This window comes from Streptomyces sp. NPDC014889 (assembly GCF_043081205.1).
Taxonomy (GTDB): domain Bacteria; phylum Actinomycetota; class Actinomycetes; order Streptomycetales; family Streptomycetaceae; genus Streptomyces.
The window spans coordinates 399,470-417,458 of the sequence record NZ_JBIBWH010000001.1; the positions used below are offsets into that span (position 1 = coordinate 399,470).

General features: G+C 72.9%; 23 protein-coding genes. 22 read left to right on the forward strand and 1 reads right to left on the reverse strand.

What is annotated here, in order from left to right; genetic code table 11:
- The first annotated feature begins 133 nt into the window (after positions 1 to 133).
- From hisD to ACF09J_RS01855, 11 genes are all read left to right on the forward strand, one after another.
- Positions 134 to 1,453, forward strand: coding sequence for a histidinol dehydrogenase (gene hisD / locus ACF09J_RS01805; protein WP_392303386.1), 1,320 nt, complete (start codon positions 134 to 136; stop codon positions 1,451 to 1,453).
- On the forward strand, positions 1,450 to 2,565 hold the full coding sequence (locus ACF09J_RS01810) for a histidinol-phosphate transaminase (protein WP_392303387.1): 1,116 nt from the start codon (positions 1,450 to 1,452) through the stop codon (positions 2,563 to 2,565). Before hisD ends, ACF09J_RS01810 begins: the two co-directional genes overlap by 4 nt.
- Positions 2,562 to 3,164, forward strand: a complete 603-nt coding sequence (gene hisB / locus ACF09J_RS01815) for an imidazoleglycerol-phosphate dehydratase HisB (RefSeq protein ID WP_392303388.1) — start codon at positions 2,562 to 2,564, stop codon at positions 3,162 to 3,164. The genes ACF09J_RS01810 and hisB overlap by 4 nt, the downstream gene beginning before the upstream one ends.
- On the forward strand, positions 3,161 to 3,325 hold the full coding sequence (locus ACF09J_RS01820; protein WP_392303389.1) for a hypothetical protein: 165 nt from the start codon (positions 3,161 to 3,163) through the stop codon (positions 3,323 to 3,325). Before hisB ends, ACF09J_RS01820 begins: the two co-directional genes overlap by 4 nt.
- Positions 3,316 to 3,966, forward strand: coding sequence for an imidazole glycerol phosphate synthase subunit HisH (gene hisH / locus ACF09J_RS01825; protein WP_392303390.1), 651 nt, complete (start codon positions 3,316 to 3,318; stop codon positions 3,964 to 3,966). Before ACF09J_RS01820 ends, hisH begins: the two co-directional genes overlap by 10 nt.
- 4 nt (positions 3,967 to 3,970) lie before the next feature.
- On the forward strand, positions 3,971 to 4,696 hold the full coding sequence (priA, locus tag ACF09J_RS01830; RefSeq protein ID WP_392303391.1) for a bifunctional 1-(5-phosphoribosyl)-5-((5-phosphoribosylamino)methylideneamino)imidazole-4-carboxamide isomerase/phosphoribosylanthranilate isomerase PriA: 726 nt from the start codon (positions 3,971 to 3,973) through the stop codon (positions 4,694 to 4,696).
- A complete protein-coding gene (locus tag ACF09J_RS01835) occupies positions 4,693 to 5,097 on the forward strand; it encodes a RidA family protein (protein WP_392303392.1) in 405 nt (134 codons plus the stop codon). Before priA ends, ACF09J_RS01835 begins: the two co-directional genes overlap by 4 nt.
- Entirely contained in the window at positions 5,094 to 5,849 is a 756-nt protein-coding gene (hisF, locus tag ACF09J_RS01840) for an imidazole glycerol phosphate synthase subunit HisF (RefSeq protein ID WP_392303393.1), read from the forward strand. Before ACF09J_RS01835 ends, hisF begins: the two co-directional genes overlap by 4 nt.
- 292 nt (positions 5,850 to 6,141) lie before the next feature.
- Positions 6,142 to 6,360, forward strand: a complete 219-nt coding sequence (locus tag ACF09J_RS01845; RefSeq protein ID WP_392303394.1) for a hypothetical protein — start codon at positions 6,142 to 6,144, stop codon at positions 6,358 to 6,360.
- A complete protein-coding gene (locus ACF09J_RS01850; protein WP_392303395.1) occupies positions 6,357 to 6,731 on the forward strand; it encodes a hypothetical protein in 375 nt (124 codons plus the stop codon). Before ACF09J_RS01845 ends, ACF09J_RS01850 begins: the two co-directional genes overlap by 4 nt.
- Positions 6,728 to 7,990 (forward strand): MFS transporter, encoded by a 1,263-nt coding sequence (locus ACF09J_RS01855; RefSeq protein ID WP_392303396.1) that lies wholly within the window; start codon positions 6,728 to 6,730, stop codon positions 7,988 to 7,990. Before ACF09J_RS01850 ends, ACF09J_RS01855 begins: the two co-directional genes overlap by 4 nt.
- 25 nt (positions 7,991 to 8,015) lie before the next feature.
- On the opposite strand, the gene ACF09J_RS01860 is transcribed toward ACF09J_RS01855, so the two are convergent.
- Complete coding sequence (locus ACF09J_RS01860; RefSeq protein ID WP_392303397.1) at positions 8,016 to 8,651, reverse strand: TIGR03085 family metal-binding protein; 636 nt, start codon at positions 8,649 to 8,651, stop codon at positions 8,016 to 8,018.
- A gap of 133 nt (positions 8,652 to 8,784) precedes the next feature.
- Here ACF09J_RS01860 and hisI point away from each other — a divergent pair, with 133 nt between their 5' ends.
- The 11 genes from hisI (at position 8,785) to lgt (ending at position 17,959) form a co-directional block, all read left to right on the forward strand.
- Positions 8,785 to 9,204, forward strand: coding sequence for a phosphoribosyl-AMP cyclohydrolase (hisI, locus tag ACF09J_RS01865; RefSeq protein WP_392303398.1), 420 nt, complete (start codon positions 8,785 to 8,787; stop codon positions 9,202 to 9,204).
- An 11-nt stretch (positions 9,205 to 9,215) separates the two neighbouring features.
- Complete coding sequence (locus ACF09J_RS01870) at positions 9,216 to 10,721, forward strand: anthranilate synthase component I (protein WP_392303399.1); 1,506 nt, start codon at positions 9,216 to 9,218, stop codon at positions 10,719 to 10,721.
- Positions 10,722 to 10,782: 61 nt separating this feature from the next.
- On the forward strand, positions 10,783 to 11,427 hold the full coding sequence (locus ACF09J_RS01875; protein ID WP_392303400.1) for a TIGR02234 family membrane protein: 645 nt from the start codon (positions 10,783 to 10,785) through the stop codon (positions 11,425 to 11,427).
- 141 nt (positions 11,428 to 11,568) lie between these two features.
- On the forward strand, positions 11,569 to 11,814 hold the full coding sequence (locus ACF09J_RS01880; protein WP_392303401.1) for an HGxxPAAW family protein: 246 nt from the start codon (positions 11,569 to 11,571) through the stop codon (positions 11,812 to 11,814).
- Positions 11,815 to 11,906: 92 nt separating this feature from the next.
- Positions 11,907 to 12,407, forward strand: a complete 501-nt coding sequence (locus ACF09J_RS01885; protein ID WP_392303402.1) for a DUF2752 domain-containing protein — start codon at positions 11,907 to 11,909, stop codon at positions 12,405 to 12,407.
- 176 nt (positions 12,408 to 12,583) lie between these two features.
- Entirely contained in the window at positions 12,584 to 13,393 is an 810-nt protein-coding gene (gene trpC, locus ACF09J_RS01890) for an indole-3-glycerol phosphate synthase TrpC (RefSeq protein WP_392303403.1), read from the forward strand.
- 85 nt (positions 13,394 to 13,478) lie between these two features.
- A complete protein-coding gene (gene trpM, locus ACF09J_RS01895) occupies positions 13,479 to 13,667 on the forward strand; it encodes a tryptophan biosynthesis modulator TrpM (RefSeq protein ID WP_361411586.1) in 189 nt (62 codons plus the stop codon).
- 211 nt (positions 13,668 to 13,878) lie between these two features.
- Positions 13,879 to 15,162 (forward strand): tryptophan synthase subunit beta, encoded by a 1,284-nt coding sequence (trpB, locus tag ACF09J_RS01900; protein WP_392303404.1) that lies wholly within the window; start codon positions 13,879 to 13,881, stop codon positions 15,160 to 15,162.
- Entirely contained in the window at positions 15,159 to 15,995 is an 837-nt protein-coding gene (gene trpA / locus ACF09J_RS01905; RefSeq protein WP_392303405.1) for a tryptophan synthase subunit alpha, read from the forward strand. Before trpB ends, trpA begins: the two co-directional genes overlap by 4 nt.
- Positions 15,996 to 16,084: 89 nt before the next feature.
- Positions 16,085 to 16,861, forward strand: a complete 777-nt coding sequence (locus tag ACF09J_RS01910) for a DsbA family protein (protein WP_392303406.1) — start codon at positions 16,085 to 16,087, stop codon at positions 16,859 to 16,861.
- 84 nt (positions 16,862 to 16,945) lie between these two features.
- A complete protein-coding gene (gene lgt, locus ACF09J_RS01915; protein WP_392303407.1) occupies positions 16,946 to 17,959 on the forward strand; it encodes a prolipoprotein diacylglyceryl transferase in 1,014 nt (337 codons plus the stop codon).
- Positions 17,960 to 17,989 lie beyond the last annotated feature (30 nt).

Below are 17,989 nucleotides of genomic sequence, written 5' to 3' on the forward strand. Positions count from 1 at the left end.
CGATCGGTGACGCTCTGAACACGAAACGTGATGTGGGCCTTCCGTGTCCCGTGTCGGTCGCCGGCACGGCGCTTCGTATCAGCCACTGATACGGACGGACAGTGATCGCGCGCGGTCTGAGAGAATTGACACCGTGATCTCCCGAATCGATCTGCGCGGCGACGCCCTCCCCGAGGGCCCCGCCCTGCGCGACCTGCTGCCCCGAGCCGACTTCGACGTCTCGGCCGCCCTGGAGAAGGTGCGTCCGATCTGCGAGGCCGTGCATCATCGTGGCGACGCGGCGCTGATCGACTTCGCCGAGCGGTTCGACGGCGTGCGGCTGGAGTCGGTGCGGGTCCCGGCCGAGGCGCTCAAGGACGCCCTGGAGCGGCTCGACCCGGCCGTGCGCGCGGCCCTGGAGGAGTCCGTCCGGCGCGCCCGGCTCGTCCACCGCGAGCAGCGCCGCACCACGCACACCACCCAGGTGGTGCCCGGCGGCTCGGTCACCGAGAAGTGGGTGCCGGTCGAGCGCGTCGGGCTGTACGCGCCGGGCGGCCGGTCGGTCTACCCGTCCTCCGTGGTCATGAACGTCGTGCCCGCCCAGGAGGCCGGCGTCGAGTCGATCGCGCTCGCCTCCCCGCCGCAGGCCGACGGGCTGCCGCACCCGACGATCCTCGCCGCCTGCGCCCTGCTGGGCGTCGACGAGGTGTACGCGGCCGGCGGGGCCCAGGCCGTCGCGATGTTCGCGTACGGCACCGAGTCCTGCCCGCCCGCCAACATGGTCACCGGTCCCGGCAACATCTGGGTCGCCGCCGCCAAGCGCTACTTCACCGGCAGGATCGGCATCGACACCGAGGCCGGCCCCACCGAGATCGCGATCCTCGCGGACGCCGGCGCCGACCCGGTGCACGTCGCCTCCGACCTGATCAGCCAGGCCGAGCACGACCCGCTGGCCGCCGCCGTCCTGGTCACCGACTCCGCGGAGCTCGCGGACGCGGTCGAGAGGGAGCTGGAGCCGCAGGTCGCGGCGACCAGGCACGTCGAGGACCGGATCCGCCCGGCCCTGTCCGGCAGGCAGTCCGCGATCGTCCTGGTCGACGGCCTCGACGCGGGCCTGAAGGTCGTCGACGCCTACGGCGCCGAGCACCTGGAGATCCAGACGGCAGACGCGGCCGCGGTCGCCGACCGGGTGCGCAACGCCGGCGCGGTCTTCGTCGGCCCCTGGGCGCCGGTCTCCCTCGGCGACTACGCGGCCGGCTCCAACCACGTGCTGCCGACCGGCGGCTGCGCCTGCCACTCCTCGGGCCTGTCCGTGCAGTCCTTCCTGCGCGGCATCCACGTCGTGGACTACACCGAGGACGCCCTCGCCGAGGTCGCCCACCACGTGGTGACGCTGGCCGAGGCCGAGGACCTGCCCGCGCACGGCGCGGCGATCAAGGCGAGGTTCGGGTGGAAGGTACCGGCGAGCAAGTGAGCTTCGGAATCGACGATCTTCCCGTACGGGACGAGCTGCGCGGCAAGTCCCCCTACGGCGCGCCCCAGTTGGACGTCCCCGTACGGCTGAACACGAACGAGAACCCCTACCCGCTGCCCGAGCCGCTGGTCGAGCGGATCACCCAGCGGGTGCGCGAGGCGGCCCGCCACCTCAACCGCTATCCCGACCGGGACGCGGTGGAGCTGCGCACCGAGCTCGCCGCGTACCTGACGAGGACGGGCGGCCACCGGGTCGGCGTCGAGAACGTCTGGGCGGCCAACGGCTCCAACGAGGTCATCCAGCAGCTCCTGCAGACCTTCGGCGGTCCGGGCCGCACCGCGATCGGCTTCGAGCCCTCGTACTCCATGCACGCGCTCATCGCGCGCGGCACGGGCACGGGCTGGATCTCCGGGCCGCGCCGCGAGGACTTCACGATCGACCTCGCCGCCGCCGAGCGGGCGATCGCGGAGCACCGCCCGGACGTCGTCTTCGTCACCACCCCCAACAACCCCACCGGCAACGCGGTGCCGCCGCGGACCGTCCTCGCGCTGTACGAGGCGGCGCAGGCGGCCAAGCCGTCCATGGTGGTCGTGGACGAGGCGTACATCGAGTTCAGCCACGGCGCCTCGCTGCTGCCGCTGCTCAAGGACCGGCCGCACCTGGTCGTCTCCCGCACCATGTCCAAGGCGTTCGGCGCCGCAGGACTGCGCCTCGGCTACCTCGCGGCGCACCCGGCGGTCGTGGACGCCGTGCAGCTGGTCCGGCTGCCGTACCACCTCTCGGCGATCACGCAGGCGACGGCGCTGGCCGCCCTGGAGCACACCGACACGCTGCTCGGCTATGTCGAGCAGCTGAAGGCCGAGCGGGACCGGCTCGTCGGCGAACTGCGCGCGATCGGCTACGACGTGGTCGAGTCGGACGCCAACTTCATCCAGTTCGGGCGGTTCGAGGACGCCCGCACCGCCTGGCGGCGGATCCTGGACCGAGGCGTCCTGGTCCGGGACAACGGCGTACCGGGGTGGCTGCGCGTCACCGCCGGGACGCCGGAGGAGAACGACGCGTTCCTCGACGCGGTACGGGCACTGAAGAAGGAACAGGAGCAGAGCGGATGACTCGCGAGGGACGCGTCGGCAGGGTCGAGCGCACCACCAAGGAGACCTCGGTCCTGGTCGAGATCGACCTCGACGGCACCGGCAGGACCGACATCGCCACCGGCGTCGGCTTCTACGACCACATGCTCGACCAGCTCGGCCGGCACGGTCTGTTCGACCTGACCGTGAAGACCGACGGCGATCTGCACATCGACTCCCACCACACCATCGAGGACACCGCCCTCGCCCTCGGCGCCGCCTTCAAGCAGGCGCTCGGCGACAAGGTGGGCATCTACCGCTTCGGCAACTGCACGGTCCCGCTGGACGAGTCCCTCGCCCAGGTCACCGTCGACCTGTCCGGCCGCCCGTACCTCGTGCACACCGAGCCCGAGAACATGGCGCCGATGATCGGCGAGTACGACACCACGATGACCCGCCACATCCTGGAGTCCTTCGTCGCCCAGGCACAGATCGCGCTGCACGTGCACGTGCCCTACGGGCGCAACGCGCACCACATCGTGGAGTGCCAGTTCAAGGCCCTGGCCCGGGCGCTGCGGTACGCGTCCGAGCGCGACGCGCGCGCGGCCGGCATCATCCCCTCCACGAAGGGCGCGCTGTGACCGGTCTGTCGACCCTGCTGATCGTCGTCGGGCTGTTCCTGCTCGGCGGCATCATCTCCTTCGTCAAGCAGCAGATGCCGAAGAGCCTCATCGTGCTGCTGTCCGTCGGCGCGGCCATGTGCCTCGTCGCGGGCGTGATGCGACTGGCGGTGTGGAGTTGAGCACCGGCGCGAAAAAGGTGGTGGTCCTCGACTACGGCTTCGGCAACGTCCGTTCCGCCGAGCGGGCCCTCGCCCGCGCGGGTGCCGACGTCGAGATCACCCGCGACTACGGCGCGGCGATGAACGCCGACGGCCTGCTGGTGCCGGGCGTGGGCGCCTTCGCCGCCTGCATGCGCGGTCTGAAGGACGTGCGCGGCGACTGGATCATCGACCGCCGGCTGTCCGGCGGGCGCCCGGTCATGGGCATCTGCGTCGGCATGCAGGTGCTCTTCGCGCGCGGCATCGAGCACGGGGTGGAGGCCGAGGGCCTGGACGAGTGGCCCGGCACGGTCGAGCCGCTCCAGGCGGACGTCGTGCCCCACATGGGCTGGAACACCGTGCAGGCACCGGCCGGCACGGAACTGTTCGCCGGCCTGGACGAGGACGCCCGCTTCTACTTCGTGCACTCCTACGCCGTCCACGACTGGCGCCTCGAGACCCACAACCCGGCGCTGCGCGCCCCCAGGGTGACCTGGGCGACGCACGGCAAGCCCTTCGTGGCCGCAGTGGAGAACGACGCCCTGTGGGCCACCCAGTTCCACCCCGAGAAGTCCGGCGACGCCGGAGCGCAGCTCCTCACCAACTGGATCGGAACCCTGTAGAGACATGGCCAAGCTCGAACTCCTCCCCGCCGTAGACGTCCGCGACGGCCAGGCCGTGCGCCTCGTGCACGGCGAGTCCGGCACGGAGACCTCGTACGGCTCCCCGCTGGAGGCCGCCCTGGCCTGGCAGCGCGCGGGCGCCGAGTGGCTGCACCTGGTGGACCTGGACGCCGCGTTCGGCACCGGCGACAACCGCGCCCTGATCTCCGAGGTCGCCCGGGCCATGGACATCAAGGTGGAACTCTCCGGCGGCATCCGCGACGACGACACCCTCGCCGCCGCCCTGGCCACCGGCTGCACCCGGGTGAACCTCGGCACCGCCGCCCTGGAGTCCCCCGAGTGGGTCGCCGAGGTCATCGGCCGGTACGGAGACCGGATCGCGGTCGGCCTGGACGTGCGGGGCACCACGCTGCGCGGCCGCGGCTGGACCCGCGACGGCGGCGACCTGTACGAGACGCTGGAGCGCCTCGACAAGGAGGGCTGCGCGCGCTACGTCGTCACCGACATCGCCAAGGACGGCACCCTGCAGGGCCCCAACCTGGAGCTGCTGAAGAACGTCTGCGCGGCCACCGGCCGCCCGGTGGTGGCGTCGGGCGGTGTCTCCTCGCTCGACGACCTGCGGGCGCTGGCCGGCCTCGTGCCGCTCGGTGTCGAGGGCGCCATTGTCGGGAAGGCCCTGTATGCGAAGGCGTTCACCCTGGAAGAGGCCTTGGAGGCAGTGGAGTCATGACGTCGGAAGCCGTACGGCGCGTGCAGAGCGGAAGTCCTTGGGAAGAGGCATTCGGTTCCGCGCGCGCCGTCGCGGCGGGCGACCGGGTCCTGGTGGGCGGCACGACGGCCTTCAAGGGCCGTGTGCTGTACGGGGAGGGCGATCCGTACGAGCAGGCGAGGATCGCGTTCACCAGCGCGCTGGAGGCGATCGCCGAGTTCGGCCTCGGCCCCGACGCGGTGGTACGGACCCGGATGTACCTGACCCATTCGCGGGACGTGGACGAGGTGGGCAGGGCCCACAAGGAAGTGTTCGACCCGGTGCGTCCCGTCTCGACCCTGCTGGTGGTCGAGGGCTTCGTCGACCCGCGCATCCTGGTCGAGATCGAGCTAGAGGCATACAGAGGAGCCGTGGATTCATGACCCTGGCGGTCCGAGTCATCCCCTGCCTGGACGTGGACGGCGGCCGGGTGGTCAAGGGCGTCAACTTCCAGAACCTGCGCGACGCGGGCGACCCCGTCGAGATGGCCAAGGTGTACGACGCCGAGGGCGCCGACGAGTTGACGTTCCTGGACATCACCGCGTCCTCGGGCGACCGGGAGACGACGTACGACGTGGTGCGCCGCACCGCCGAACAGGTGTTCATCCCACTGACGGTGGGCGGCGGCGTCCGCACCGCCGAGGACGTGGACAAGCTGCTGCGGGCGGGCGCGGACAAGGTGGGCGTCAACACGGCCGCGATCGCCCGCCCGGAGCTGATCCGGGAGATCGCCGAGCGCTTCGGCCGCCAGGTGCTGGTCCTGTCGGTGGACGCGCGCCGCACCCCCACGGGGAGCTTCGAGGTGACCACCCACGGCGGCCGCCGTGGCACCGGCATCGACGCCGTGGAGTGGGCGCACCGGGCGGCGGAGCTGGGTGCGGGCGAGATCCTGCTCAACTCGATGGACGCGGACGGCACGAAGGACGGCTACGACCTGGAGATGATCGCGGCCGTCCGCAAGCACGTGACGGTCCCGGTGATCGCCTCGGGCGGCGCCGGCAGGCTCGCCGACTTCCCCCCGGCCGTCACGGCGGGCGCGGACGCGGTCCTGGCCGCCTCCGTCTTCCACTTCGGCGACCTGCGCATCGGCCAGGTCAAGGAGACACTCCGCGAGGCGGGGCATCCCGTTCGCTAGTGCCGCGACAGGCAACGTTTGCCCCGTCGCGACGCCCGGCACGCTCCCCCAAGCTCTTCGAGCAGGGGGGACCCCCACTCGCCGCACCGGCCGAAAGCCCAAGTACATCCAGTACGAGGACTTCCGGCCGGCACTCCCCCAAGCTCTTCGAGCAGGGGGTACCCCCAGAGAGCAGGCACCGGGCGCCGCTCCTTGACGGGCAAACGTCACCTGCCGCGGCACTAGTTCGAGGAACCATTCCTGGTAGTGAACTCGGTAGTGAATCGGGTCGAGGCTCGTCTAGGGTGCTCGTATGCCTGGAATCACGATCGAGTTCACCGAGGAAGAGCTGGCCGAACTCCGCGCGGAGGCGAAGGAACAGGGCGTCGCGATCAAGCGGCTGGCGCACGACATACTGACCGAGGACGTGGTGCGCCGGAGGCAGAGGCAGAGGTTCATCGAGGGCGCCGGTGCCAAGTTCGCATCCCTCGCCCCCGAGTTCCTGGACGCGTTCCCGGAGGGGGACAGGTGAACCTGTACATCGACGCCGGCTGGATCCTGGGGGTCCAGTACGCCAACACGCCCACGGACCCCGCCCTGCGGGACTGGGGCGCGTTGCACGGAGCCGTGGAGCGGCACAAGTTCGAACGCTTCGCGGGCACCGCGTACTACGAGGAGGCGCCGACCCGCGCGGCCGTGCTCCTTCAGACGATCGTGCTGCTCAAACCCTTCGAGGACTACAACGGGATCATCGGAGCCATGTGCGCCTGGGAGTACATGGAGCAGTCGGGCACGCCCATCGCTCCGCCCCCCGACGCCATGGTCCAACTGGTCCGCGACATCCGGGATGAGAAGGCCGGCCTCCAGGAGACGGCCAGACGACTGCGCGACTGGGCCCAGTGACCGGCACCTCCGACATAGCCGCCCCCCGGGCCTCCCTCGGCCCGGAACTCCCCGCCCACCGCGACGGCAACGTCCTGCGCTGGCTCGGGGCCTACACCGCCTCGATGGTGGGCGACAACGTCTACTACCTCGCCCTGGCCTGGGCGGCGGTCCGCACCGGATCGCCCGCGCAGGCCGGAGTGGTGATGGCGGTCGGCGCGCTGCCCAGGGCCCTGCTGATGCTGGGCGGGGGAGTGATCGCCGACCGGCTCGGGCCGCGCAGGGTCGTCATCGGCAGCGACGTCGTGCGGTGCGCGGCCGTGCTCGCCGTCGCGGCGCTGCTCTGGACGACCAGTCCCGGCCTGTGGCCGCTGGCCCTGCTCGCCCTCGTCTTCGGCACCGTGGACGCCGTGTTCCTGCCCGCCGTGGGCGCCCTGCCCGCGCGGATGACGAGCCGGGGCCAGCTCGCGCGCGTCCAGGGGATGCGCGGGCTGGCGATCCGCTTCGCGAGCGTCGTCGGCGCCCCGCTCGGCGGCCTCGGTGTCGCCCTCGGGGGTGCCGCCACGGCGTTCGGGCTCGCCGGGCTGCTGCTCGCCGTGTCGGTGCCGCTGCTGGTCTCCGTACGGATCCGGGACCTGCCGCCGGACGACACCGCCGGCGCCGGTGGCTCCACCGCCTGGCGGGACCTGGTGGGCGGCCTGCGGTACATCCGCCACCACCGCGTCCTCGCCCCGCTGATGCTGGCCATCGCCCTCGGCGACCTCGGCTTCGTCGGCCCGCTCAACGTGGGGCTGGCCCTGCTGGCCGACCAGCGCGGCTGGGGCGCCTCCGGGATGGGCTGGGTACTGGCAGGGTTCAGCGCAGGGGCCGGAGCCGTCTCCCTGCTGCTGGCCGTCCGGGGGCGGCTGCCACGGGCGGGGAGCCTGGCCGGCTGCTCGATCCTGGCCGGCTCCGCGGCCGTGGGCGCCCTCGCCCAGGTGCCGAACGTCCTCGGCGCCGCCGGGACGGCGGTGCTCGTCGGCCTCCTCACCGGCCTGAGCGGCGCCCTGTGCGGCGCGCTGCTGCAGACCCAGTCCGAGCCCGCCTACCTCGGCCGGGTCACCGCCGTCGCCGGGCTGGCCAGCCTCGGCTTCGCCCCGCTCGGCATGCCGCTGTCCGCCGCCGCGATCGGGGCCTGGGGGACCGGCCCGGTGTTCGCCGCCGGCGCGGCGGTGTGCGCCCTGGGCGGGGTCGTCGCCCTGGCCGCTCCCGCCCTGCGCCGCGCCGAACTGCCCCACTGAGCCCCGCACGGCGGCGCGGCGGGGTTCAGAGGCCCAGCTGCTTGGTCTCCGTCAGCTTCGCGATCGCGTCCAGGTCGCCGACCTTCTCGACCCGGGCCGCGTTCTGCCGGCCGAACGCGAACAGCAGCAGCTCCGACGGCTCGCCCGTCACCGTCACCACCGGCGTGCCCCGGTGCGCGACGGCCGTGCGGCCGTCGGGGCGGCGCAGGACAAGACCCGTGGGGATGCCCCGGCCCAGCAGCCGGGCGGTCCGCTCCAGCCGGGTCCACAGGGTGTCCTGGAAGACCGGGTCGAGCTCACGCGGCGACCAGTCGGGCTGGGCGCGGCGCACGTCCTCGGTGTGGACGTAGAACTCGACGGTGTTGGCCGCCTCGTCGAGCTGCTTGAGCTGGAAGGGTGAGAAGCGCGGCGGGCCGGTACGGATCAGCTGGATCAGCTCCTCGTACGGCTTCGCCGCGTACTCCTCCAGCACCTTCTGGAGGCGGGGCGCGAGCGGCTTGATCAGCACGCCCCCGGCGGCGTCGGGACGCCGCTCACGCACCACCACGTGCGCCGCCAGATCACGGGTGAGCCACCCCTCGCAGAGGGTGGGCGCCTCAGGACCGGCGGTCTCCAAGAGATCGGCGAGAAGGAGCCGTTCACGCTTGGCAAAGGTCGACATGTGGTCAGCCTACGACCACGTACCGCGTCCGCCCACCCGGGTCGACCGGCCACCCCGCGGACGAGGACGACCCGCCGCGCCGCGGCGCCCGCCCAGTGGAACGCCGCCCCGGCCCGCAGTCCCGCGCGGCACAATGGCACCCATGAGCAGCACGCACGGAGCGCCCGGCACTCCCGCACCCAGCAGCCTCGACGAGGAGATCGCCCGCCGCCTCAAGCGCAGCGCCGACGGACTCCTGCCCGCCATCGCGCAGCAGTACGACACCGGCGAGGTACTGATGCTCGGCTGGATGGACGACGAGGCGCTGCACCGCACGCTGACCACCGGCCGCTGCACCTACTGGTCGCGCAGCCGCCGGGAGTACTGGGTCAAGGGCGACACCTCCGGGCACGTGCAGCACGTCAAGTCCGTCGCCCTGGACTGCGACGCCGACACCGTGCTGGTCAAGGTCGACCAGGTGGGCGCCGCCTGCCACACCGGCGACCGCACCTGCTTCGACGCCGACGTCCTGCTGAAGGACGCCGGTTCCGGCGCGACGGCCGAAGGTCAGTAGGGTCAGCCGCCATGGACCTCGAGACGTTCCGCAAGCTCGCCACCGACCGACGCGTCATCCCGGTGACCCGCAAGCTCCTCGCCGACGGCGACACCCCGGTCGGGCTCTACCGCAAGCTCGCCGCCGAGCGCCCCGGCACCTTCCTGCTGGAGTCGGCGGAGAACGGCCGGTCCTGGTCCAGGTACTCCTTCGTCGGCGTCCGCAGCGACGCGACCCTCACCGAGCGCGGCGGCCAGGCCCACTGGCTGGGCGCCCCACCGGTCGGCGTCCCCGCCGAGGGCGACCCGCTCGCCGCCCTGCGCACCACCGTCGAGACCCTGCACACCCCCCGCGACCTCGCCCACGACCTGGGCCTGCCGCCCTTCACCGGCGGCATGGTCGGCTACCTCGGCTACGACACCGTGCGCCGGCTGGAGAAGATCGGCCCCGGCGAGCGCGACGACCTGCGGCTGCCCGAGCTGACCATGCTGCTCACCTCCGACCTCGCGGTCCTCGACCACTGGGACGGCACGGTCCTGCTGATCGCCAACGCGATCAACCACAACGACCTGGACACCGGCGTCGACGAGGCGTACGCCGACGCGGTGGCCCGCCTGGACGCCATGGAGGCGGACCTGTCCCGCCCGGTCGCCCAGCCGCCCGCCGCGCTGCCGGCCTCCGAACTGCCCGAGTACACCGCGCTGTGGGGCGGCGAGGACTTCCGGGCCGCCGTGGAGGACGTCAAGGAGCGCATCCGAGCGGGAGAGGCCTTCCAGGTCGTCCCCTCGCAGCGCTTCGAGACGCCGTGCACGGCGAGCGCGCTGGACGTCTACCGGGTGCTCAGGGCCACCAACCCCTCGCCGTACATGTACCTCTTCCGGTTCCCCTGCGGGGACGGAAACGCGTTCGACGTCGTCGGATCCAGCCCGGAGGCCCTGGTGAAGGTCGAGGACGGGCGGGCCATGGTCCACCCCATCGCCGGCACCCGGCCGCGCGGCGCCACCCCGCAGCAGGACCAGGCCCTCGCCGAGGAACTGCTCGCCGACCCCAAGGAGCGCGCCGAGCACCTGATGCTCGTCGACCTCGGGCGCAACGACCTGGGCCGGGTCTGCGAGCCGGGCTCCGTCGAGGTCGTCGACTTCATGTCCGTCGAGCGGTACTCGCACGTCATGCACATCGTCTCCACAGTGACCGGACGGGTCGCGGCGGGCCGCACCGCCTACGACGTCCTGACCGCCTGCTTCCCGGCCGGCACCCTCTCGGGCGCGCCGAAGCCGCGGGCCATGCAGATCATCGACGAACTCGAGCCGTCCCGGCGGGGGCTGTACGGCGGCTGCGTGGGCTACCTGGACTTCGCGGGCGACTCCGACACCGCCATCGCCATCCGCACCGCCCTGCTGCGCGACGGCACCGCCTACGTGCAGGCGGGCGCCGGCATCGTCGCCGACTCCGACCCGGTGGCCGAGGACACCGAGTGCCGCAACAAGGCGGCGGCCGTGCTGCGGGCGGTGCACACCGCGAACCGGCTGGGACAGTAGGGCGTTTCTCACGTCCGGCACGTGAACCCCGGATGACACCACGCCCGCGGTCCGAGCGATAGTGGAGTACGTGACTGCCCTACCTGACCCCCGTTCCGAAGCCGCCCCCGCCCGGTCCGGCCGCCGCAGCCTCGCCGTCGCCCTGCTCTGCGGCGCGCTCGGCGCGGCCGTGGCGCTGCTCGCCACCCGGCAGCGCTGGGCGGAGGGCACCGCGACGGTGGCCGGCGGCGCCTTCCCGCTGACCGCTAAGGGCAACGAGGTCACGGGCGTGCCCGCGGCGCTCGCCATAGTGGGCCTGGCCGCGCTCGTCGCCGTCTTCGCCGTCCGCCGCTCCGGCCGCGTCCTGGTCGCCGTGCTGCTCGCGCTCTCCGGCGCGGGCACGGTCGCCGCCGCCCTGCTCGGCGCCACCGACGGCGCCGCCCTCGACGACAAGGCCGCCCAGGTCTCCGGCGACACCGCCGCGACCGCCGCCGCGCTCAGCCACACCGGCTGGCCCTACGTCGCGGCCGCCGGCGGGGCGCTGCTGCTCCTGGCCGGCCTGCTCGCCCTGCGCTACGGCCGCCTCTGGCCCGCCATGTCCGGCCGCTACGAACGCTCCGGCGCCCCCCGCCCCCGCGCGCCCCGCCCGGCCGACCCCGACCGCCCCGAGGACCTGTGGAAGGCCCTGGACCGAGGTGAGGACCCGACCGGCACCGGACCCGCCTGACCTCGCCCGGCGGGGCGCACCTCCCGCCGCACCCGAACGGCGGTCGCGAGGAGCCACCCCCGCTCACGTCGTGTGCACGCGTGCGGGACAATGGAGCCGAGCGTCCGGCTCAGACAAGAACACAGCAACGAGGAGCAAGTCATGGCGGGCAGCAGCCACGGTCACACCCCGGCCGCCTGGACCGGTGTCATCATCGCCTTCATCGGTTTCTGCGTCGCGGGCGCCTTCATGGTGATGGCCCAGCCGGTCGGCTTCTGGGTCGGCCTCGGGATCGTGCTGGCCGGCGGCGTCGTCGGCAGCATCATGCGCATGATGGGCCTCGGTCAGAAGAACGAGCACCCGGTGCACCAGGTCGGCACGCGCGAGGCGGCCCGCGCCGAGAGCTGAGGTCCGCGCGGGGGCGGACCCGTACGACTCGACAGCCCCAGGGGCGGCCCGGTGCCGCCCCTCGCGCGCGTGCGCGTCCGCGCCGGGGCAGAATGCGAGGCGTGAACCCCGACAGCCAGAGGGTGACGCACGACCGGACGCCCGTACCCCGCCCGCGGCGCGCCCAGGACGCCACCGCCGTCCCCCCGCACGCCACCGCCGTGCTCAGGCGGCTCGCGGTCCCCGCCGGGGTGCTGACCGCCGTCGCCGGGGCCTTCGCCTACGTCGGGGCGGTCGACCCCGACCAGCCGGGCCACTACCCGGTCTGCCCCCTGCTGCGCTACACCGGGATCTACTGCCCCGGCTGCGGCGGGCTGCGCGGCGCCCACGCCTTCGTCCACGGGGACTTCGTGGCGGCCCTGCACGACAACGCCCTGGCCGCCGTGGGCTATCCGGTGCTCGCCGTGGCGTGGACGGTGTGGGTTCTGCGCGCCGCGCGCGGACGGCCGCCGCGCCTCGTGCTCACCACCGCGCACCTGTGGGGTCTCGGCGCCCTGGTGCTGGTATTCACCGTTGTCCGGAACCTGCCGTTCGGTGGCTGGCTGCATCCTTGATCGGGCACTGTATGTCCAGGTAGTGGGACCGCCGACCACCGGATGCGGGGTCGGCGCCCGCCTCCGGATACCATCGCAAGTACCACCGGTCCCGCCCGCCTGATCGGTTCGCGGCGGGCCGCCGGAGGCCGCAAGACCCGCTGGAACAGTCCACCGCCCGGAAGGGGGCCGCTCGCGTGAGTGTGCTCGACGAGATCATCGACGGAGTCCGTGCCGACCTTTCGGAGCGGCAGGCGCGCGTCAGCCTCGACGAGCTCAAGGAGCGCGCGGCGAAGGCACCCGCGGCCAGGGACGGAGCCGCCGCGCTGCGCGGCGAGGGCGTCAAGGTCATCTGCGAGGTCAAGCGCTCCAGCCCGTCCAAGGGCGCGCTGGCCGCGATCGCGGACCCGGCCGGGCTCGCCGCGGACTACGAGGCGGGCGGCGCGTCCGTCATCTCGGTCCTGACCGAGCAGCGCCGCTTCGGCGGCTCGCTCGCCGACCTGGAGGCGGTCCGTGCGCGCGTGGACATCCCGGTGCTGCGCAAGGACTTCATCGTCACCTCGTACCAGCTCTGGGAGGCCCGCGCCCACGGCGCCGACCTCGCCCTGCTGATCGTCGCCGCCCTGGACCAGCCGGCCCTGGAGTCGCTGATCGAGCGCGCGGTGTCCATCGGACTCACCCCGCTCGTCGAGGTCCACGACGAGGACGAGGTCGAGCGCGCGGTCGACGCGGGCGCCAAGGTGATCGGCGTCAACGCGCGCAACCTGAAGACCCTCGAGGTCGACCGCGACACCTTCGAGCGGGTGGCACCGGAGATCCCGGACGGACTCGTCAAGATCGCCGAGTCCGGGGTACGCGGCCCGCACGACCTCATCGCCTACGCCAACGCCGGCGCCGACGCGGTCCTGGTCGGCGAGTCCCTCGTCACCGGCCGCGACCCGAAGACGGCGGTCGCCGACCTGGTGGCGGCCGGGGCCCACCCGGCGCTGCGGCACGGGCGGAGCTGAGCCGGTGCCGCGGCAGCCGACGTTCGCCCATGAGGGGGCGCTGGCCGCTGACCCGAGCGGACGTACGCCGGTAGAGTGTGCCCCGATGACCCTCCCGATCGCCGAACCCTCCAGGGACCCGTACGCCCGCCTCGCGCGCGGCTGCCGGCCCCGGGGCTGCCGCGCGCCCGCACGCCGTGTGCACGGCCGCAGGGTGCGGTACGTCATCGGCGACGAACCGGGACAGGTCAACGGCATGCGATGGCGTCGCCCGCGTGCGCGCCACCAGCGGTGAGCTGAGCCGCGTCGTCCGGTCCGAGGCCGGCCGTCCGGTCTCCGCCGCGCCCGGCCCCCGCCGCCGTACCGCCACCGCGGTCCGGCCGCCGGACCGGTGGCCCGCCCGCTGACGCCCGTGCCCGTACACGCGGAGCGCGGCACGCGCACGCGACCGCCGTGACCCCTCAGACCGACCGATCCCGGGGCAGACGCCCCTGTGAGGTATCCGCATGCCCAGCGAGTTCTTCATTCCCGATCCCGAGGGCCAGGTGCCGAGCGCCGAGGGCTACTTCGGCGCGTTCGGCGGCAAGTTCATCCCGGAGGCGCTCGTCGCCGCCGTGGACGAGGTCGCCGTCGAGTACGACAAGGCCAAGGCCGACCCGGAGTTCGCCCGCGAACTCGACGACCTGCTCGCCCACTACACCGGCCGCCCCAGCGCCCTCACCGAGGTGCCCCGCTTCGCCGGACACGCCGGCGGCGCCCGGGTGTTCCTCAAGCGCGAGGACCTCAACCACACCGGCTCCCACAAGATCAACAACGTGCTCGGCCAGGCCCTGCTCACCCGGCGGATGGGCAAGACCCGGGTGATCGCCGAGACCGGCGCCGGACAGCACGGCGTCGCGACCGCCACCGCCTGCGCGCTCTTCGGCCTCCAGTGCACGATCTACATGGGTGAGATCGACACCAAGCGGCAGGCCCTGAACGTGGCCCGGATGCGGATGCTCGGCGCCGAGGTCGTCGCCGTGAAGTCCGGCAGCCGCACCCTGAAGGACGCCATCAACGAGGCGTTCCGCGACTGGGTCGCCAACGTCGACCACACCCACTACCTGTTCGGGACCGTCGCCGGACCGCACCCCTTCCCGGCCATGGTCCGGGACTTCCACCGGGTCATCGGCGTCGAGACGCGCCGCCAGATCCTGGAGCGCGCCGGTCGCCTGCCCGACGCCGCCGTCGCGTGTGTCGGCGGCGGCTCCAACGCCATCGGCCTCTTCCACGCCTTCATCCCGGACGCCGGCGTCCGCCTCGTCGGGTGCGAGCCCGCCGGGCACGGAGTCGACACCGGCGAGCACGCGGCCACCCTGACCGCGGGCGAGCCCGGCATCCTGCACGGCTCCCGCTCCTACGTCCTCCAGGACGACGAGGGCCAGATCACCGAGCCGTACTCGATCTCCGCCGGCCTGGACTACCCGGGCATCGGACCCGAGCACTCCTACCTCAAGGACTCCGGCCGCGGCGAGTACCGCGCGGTCACCGACGACGCGGCCATGCAGGCGCTGCGCCTGCTGTCGCGGACCGAGGGCATCATCCCGGCGATCGAGAGCGCGCACGCGCTGGCCGGCGCCCTTGAGGTGGGCCGGGAACTGGGCGAGGGCGGACTGATCGTGGTCAACCTCTCCGGCCGCGGCGACAAGGACATGGACACCGCCGCCCGCTACTTCGGCCTGTACGACACCGACGCCGAGGTGGCCGCCGGCGAAGCCGACACCGCCGAGATCGAGGGGGACGCCAAGTGAGCGGGACCGCAACGACCGGTGGACAGGTCCGGCTGCTGGCCGACACCCTGGCCGCCGCCAAGGCGGAGGGCCGGTCCGCCCTCATCGCCTACCTGCCGGCCGGGTTCCCGACCGTGGACGGCGGCATCGAGGCGATCAAGGCCGTCTTCGACGGCGGCGCCGACGTCGTCGAGGTCGGGCTGCCGCACAGCGACCCCGTCCTGGACGGTCCGGTCATCCAGACCGCGGACGACATCGCGCTGCGCGGCGGCGTCAGGATCGCGGACGTGATGCGGACGGTGAAGGAGGCCCACGCGGCCACCGGCAAGCCGGTGCTCGTCATGACGTACTGGAACCCGGTCGACCGCTACGGCGTCGAGCGGTTCACCGCCGAACTCGCCGCGGCCGGCGGCGCCGGCTGCATCCTGCCGGACCTGCCGGTCCAGGAGTCGGCGCTGTGGCGGGAGCACGCCGAGAAGCACGGCCTGGCGACGGTGTTCGTCGTCGCGCCCAGCAGCAGGGACGAGCGCCTCGCCGAGATCACCGCGGCCGGCTCCGGATTCGTCTACGCCGCCTCCCTGATGGGCGTCACCGGCACCCGTGAGTCGGTGGGCACGCAGGCCCAGGACCTGGTGGAACGCACTCGGGCCACCGGAACGGGGCTGCCCGTCTGCGTCGGCCTCGGCGTGTCCGACCGCGCCCAGGCCGCCGAGGTCGCCGGCTTCGCCGACGGCGTGATCGTCGGTTCGGCCTTCGTCAAGCGGATGCTGGAGGCCCCGGACCCCGCGGCCGGCGTCGAGGCGGTCCGCGCCCTCGCGGGTGAGCTGGCGAGCGGGGTGCGCGGACAGGCGTAACGACGGCCGCAGCACACCCTTCGATCGCCCGAACGGGTGGTCCTGGCACCGGGGAGGCGCAATGCGCCTCCCCGGTTCGTTCAGGGGGTGTGAGCGAGAAGAACCATCAGGGAAAGCGCGGCGCCCGGCAGCGTCTGGCGGCCGAGCGCGAGAAGCAGAAGGCCGCGGAGAGGCGGCGGCGGACGCTGATCGTGGCCGCGACCGTCGTCTGCGTCCTGGGCCTTGCCGCGGTGATCGGCGTGGTCGCCGCAAACTCCGGCAAGCACAAGAGCAGCAGCGCGGCGGGCCCGGTCGTGGCGCCCTCCGGCGCGCAGGGCAAGGACAGCCTGGCGATCCCGGTCGGCCGGGACGGAGCCAGGTCGACGCTCACCGTCTGGGAGGACTTCCGCTGCCCGGCCTGCCAGGCCTTCGAGACGATGTACCGGCCCACGATCCGCGAGCTGACCGACGCCGGCAAGCTCAGGGTCGAGTACCACCTGGTCAGACTGATCGACGGCAACCTCGGGGGCACCGGCTCCCTGCGCGCGGCCAACGCGGCGGCCTGCGCCCAGGACGCCGGCAAGTTCCCCGCCTACCACGACGTGCTCTACCAGAACCAGCCCCACGAGACCGACGACGCCTTCGCGGACAACGGCAAGCTCATCCAGCTCGCGGGCAAGGTGAGCGGTCTGAACACCCCGGCCTTCGACAAGTGCGTGAAGAACGGCACGCACGACAGCTGGGTCGACAAGTCCCACCAGGCCTTCCAGTCCGGCGGCTTCTCGGGCACCCCGACCGTCCTGCTGAACGGGAAGAACATCCTCCAGGACCAGACGATGACCCCGGCGAAGCTGAAGCAGATGGTGGAAGCGGCCGACAGCAAATGAGTGAGGCACGAGCCGCCCGTTATGGACCCGTAGCCGGGCCGCTTGGCGTGGCGCCGCATTCGCTGCGGTAGCGTCGACCCTGCCATGGAACTTGCCTACATTCCCAGCCCGTCGCGCGGTGTGCTGTACCTCGGTCCCATTCCGCTGCGCGGCTACGCCTTCAGCATCCTCGTCGGCCTCTTCGTCGCCCTCTGGATCGTCGACCGCCGGTGGGTCGCGCGTGGTGGCAAGAAGGGCACCGCGTGGGACATCGCCGTCTGGGCCGTCCCGTTCGGCCTGGTGGGCGGTCGCCTCTACCACGTGATCACCGACTACGAACTCTATTTCGGTGACGGCCGGAACTGGGTCGACGCCTTCAAGGTCTGGGAAGGCGGACTCGGCATCTGGGGAGCCGTCGCGCTCGGCGCGCTCGGCGCCTGGGTCGGCTGCCGGCGCCGGGGCATCGCGCTGCCGCCGTACGCCGACGCCGTGGCCCCCGGACTGGCGATCGCCCAGGCCTTCGGGCGCTGGGGCAACTGGTTCAACCAGGAGCTGTACGGCCGCGAGACACACGTTCCCTGGGCGCTGCACATCACGTCCTCGGCGGACGGCCGGGTGCCGGGGTACTACCACCCGACGTTCCTGTACGAGTCGCTGTGGTGCGTCGGCGTCGCGCTGCTGGTGATCTGGGCGGACCGCCGTTTCAAGCTGGGCCACGGACGGGCGTTCGCGCTGTACGTCGCCGCGTACTGCGCCGGCCGGTTCTGGATCGAGTACATGCGGGTCGACGAGGCCCACCACATCCTGGGCCTGCGGCTGAACAACTGGACCGCGTTGATCCTCTTCCTCGCGGCCGTCGCCTACATGATCGTCTCGGCCCGGCTCCGTCCCGGCCGCGAGGAGACGGTCGAGCCGGACCTGCTTTCCTCCGAGGAGAAGGCCACGACCGAGACCGGCACGACCGGGACCAAGGCGGGCGCCGAGGACGGGAAGCCGGCCGAGGAGCGGGGCTCGCAGGGCACGGAGGACGCGCGCACAGCCGCCGACCCGTCCCCCGAGGCGGCGGACGGCGCGGCCGGCGGCGAGAAGGACGGGGCCGGGACGGCGCACAAGAACTGACGTCCGGCCGGCCGTACGCGCACGAGGGCG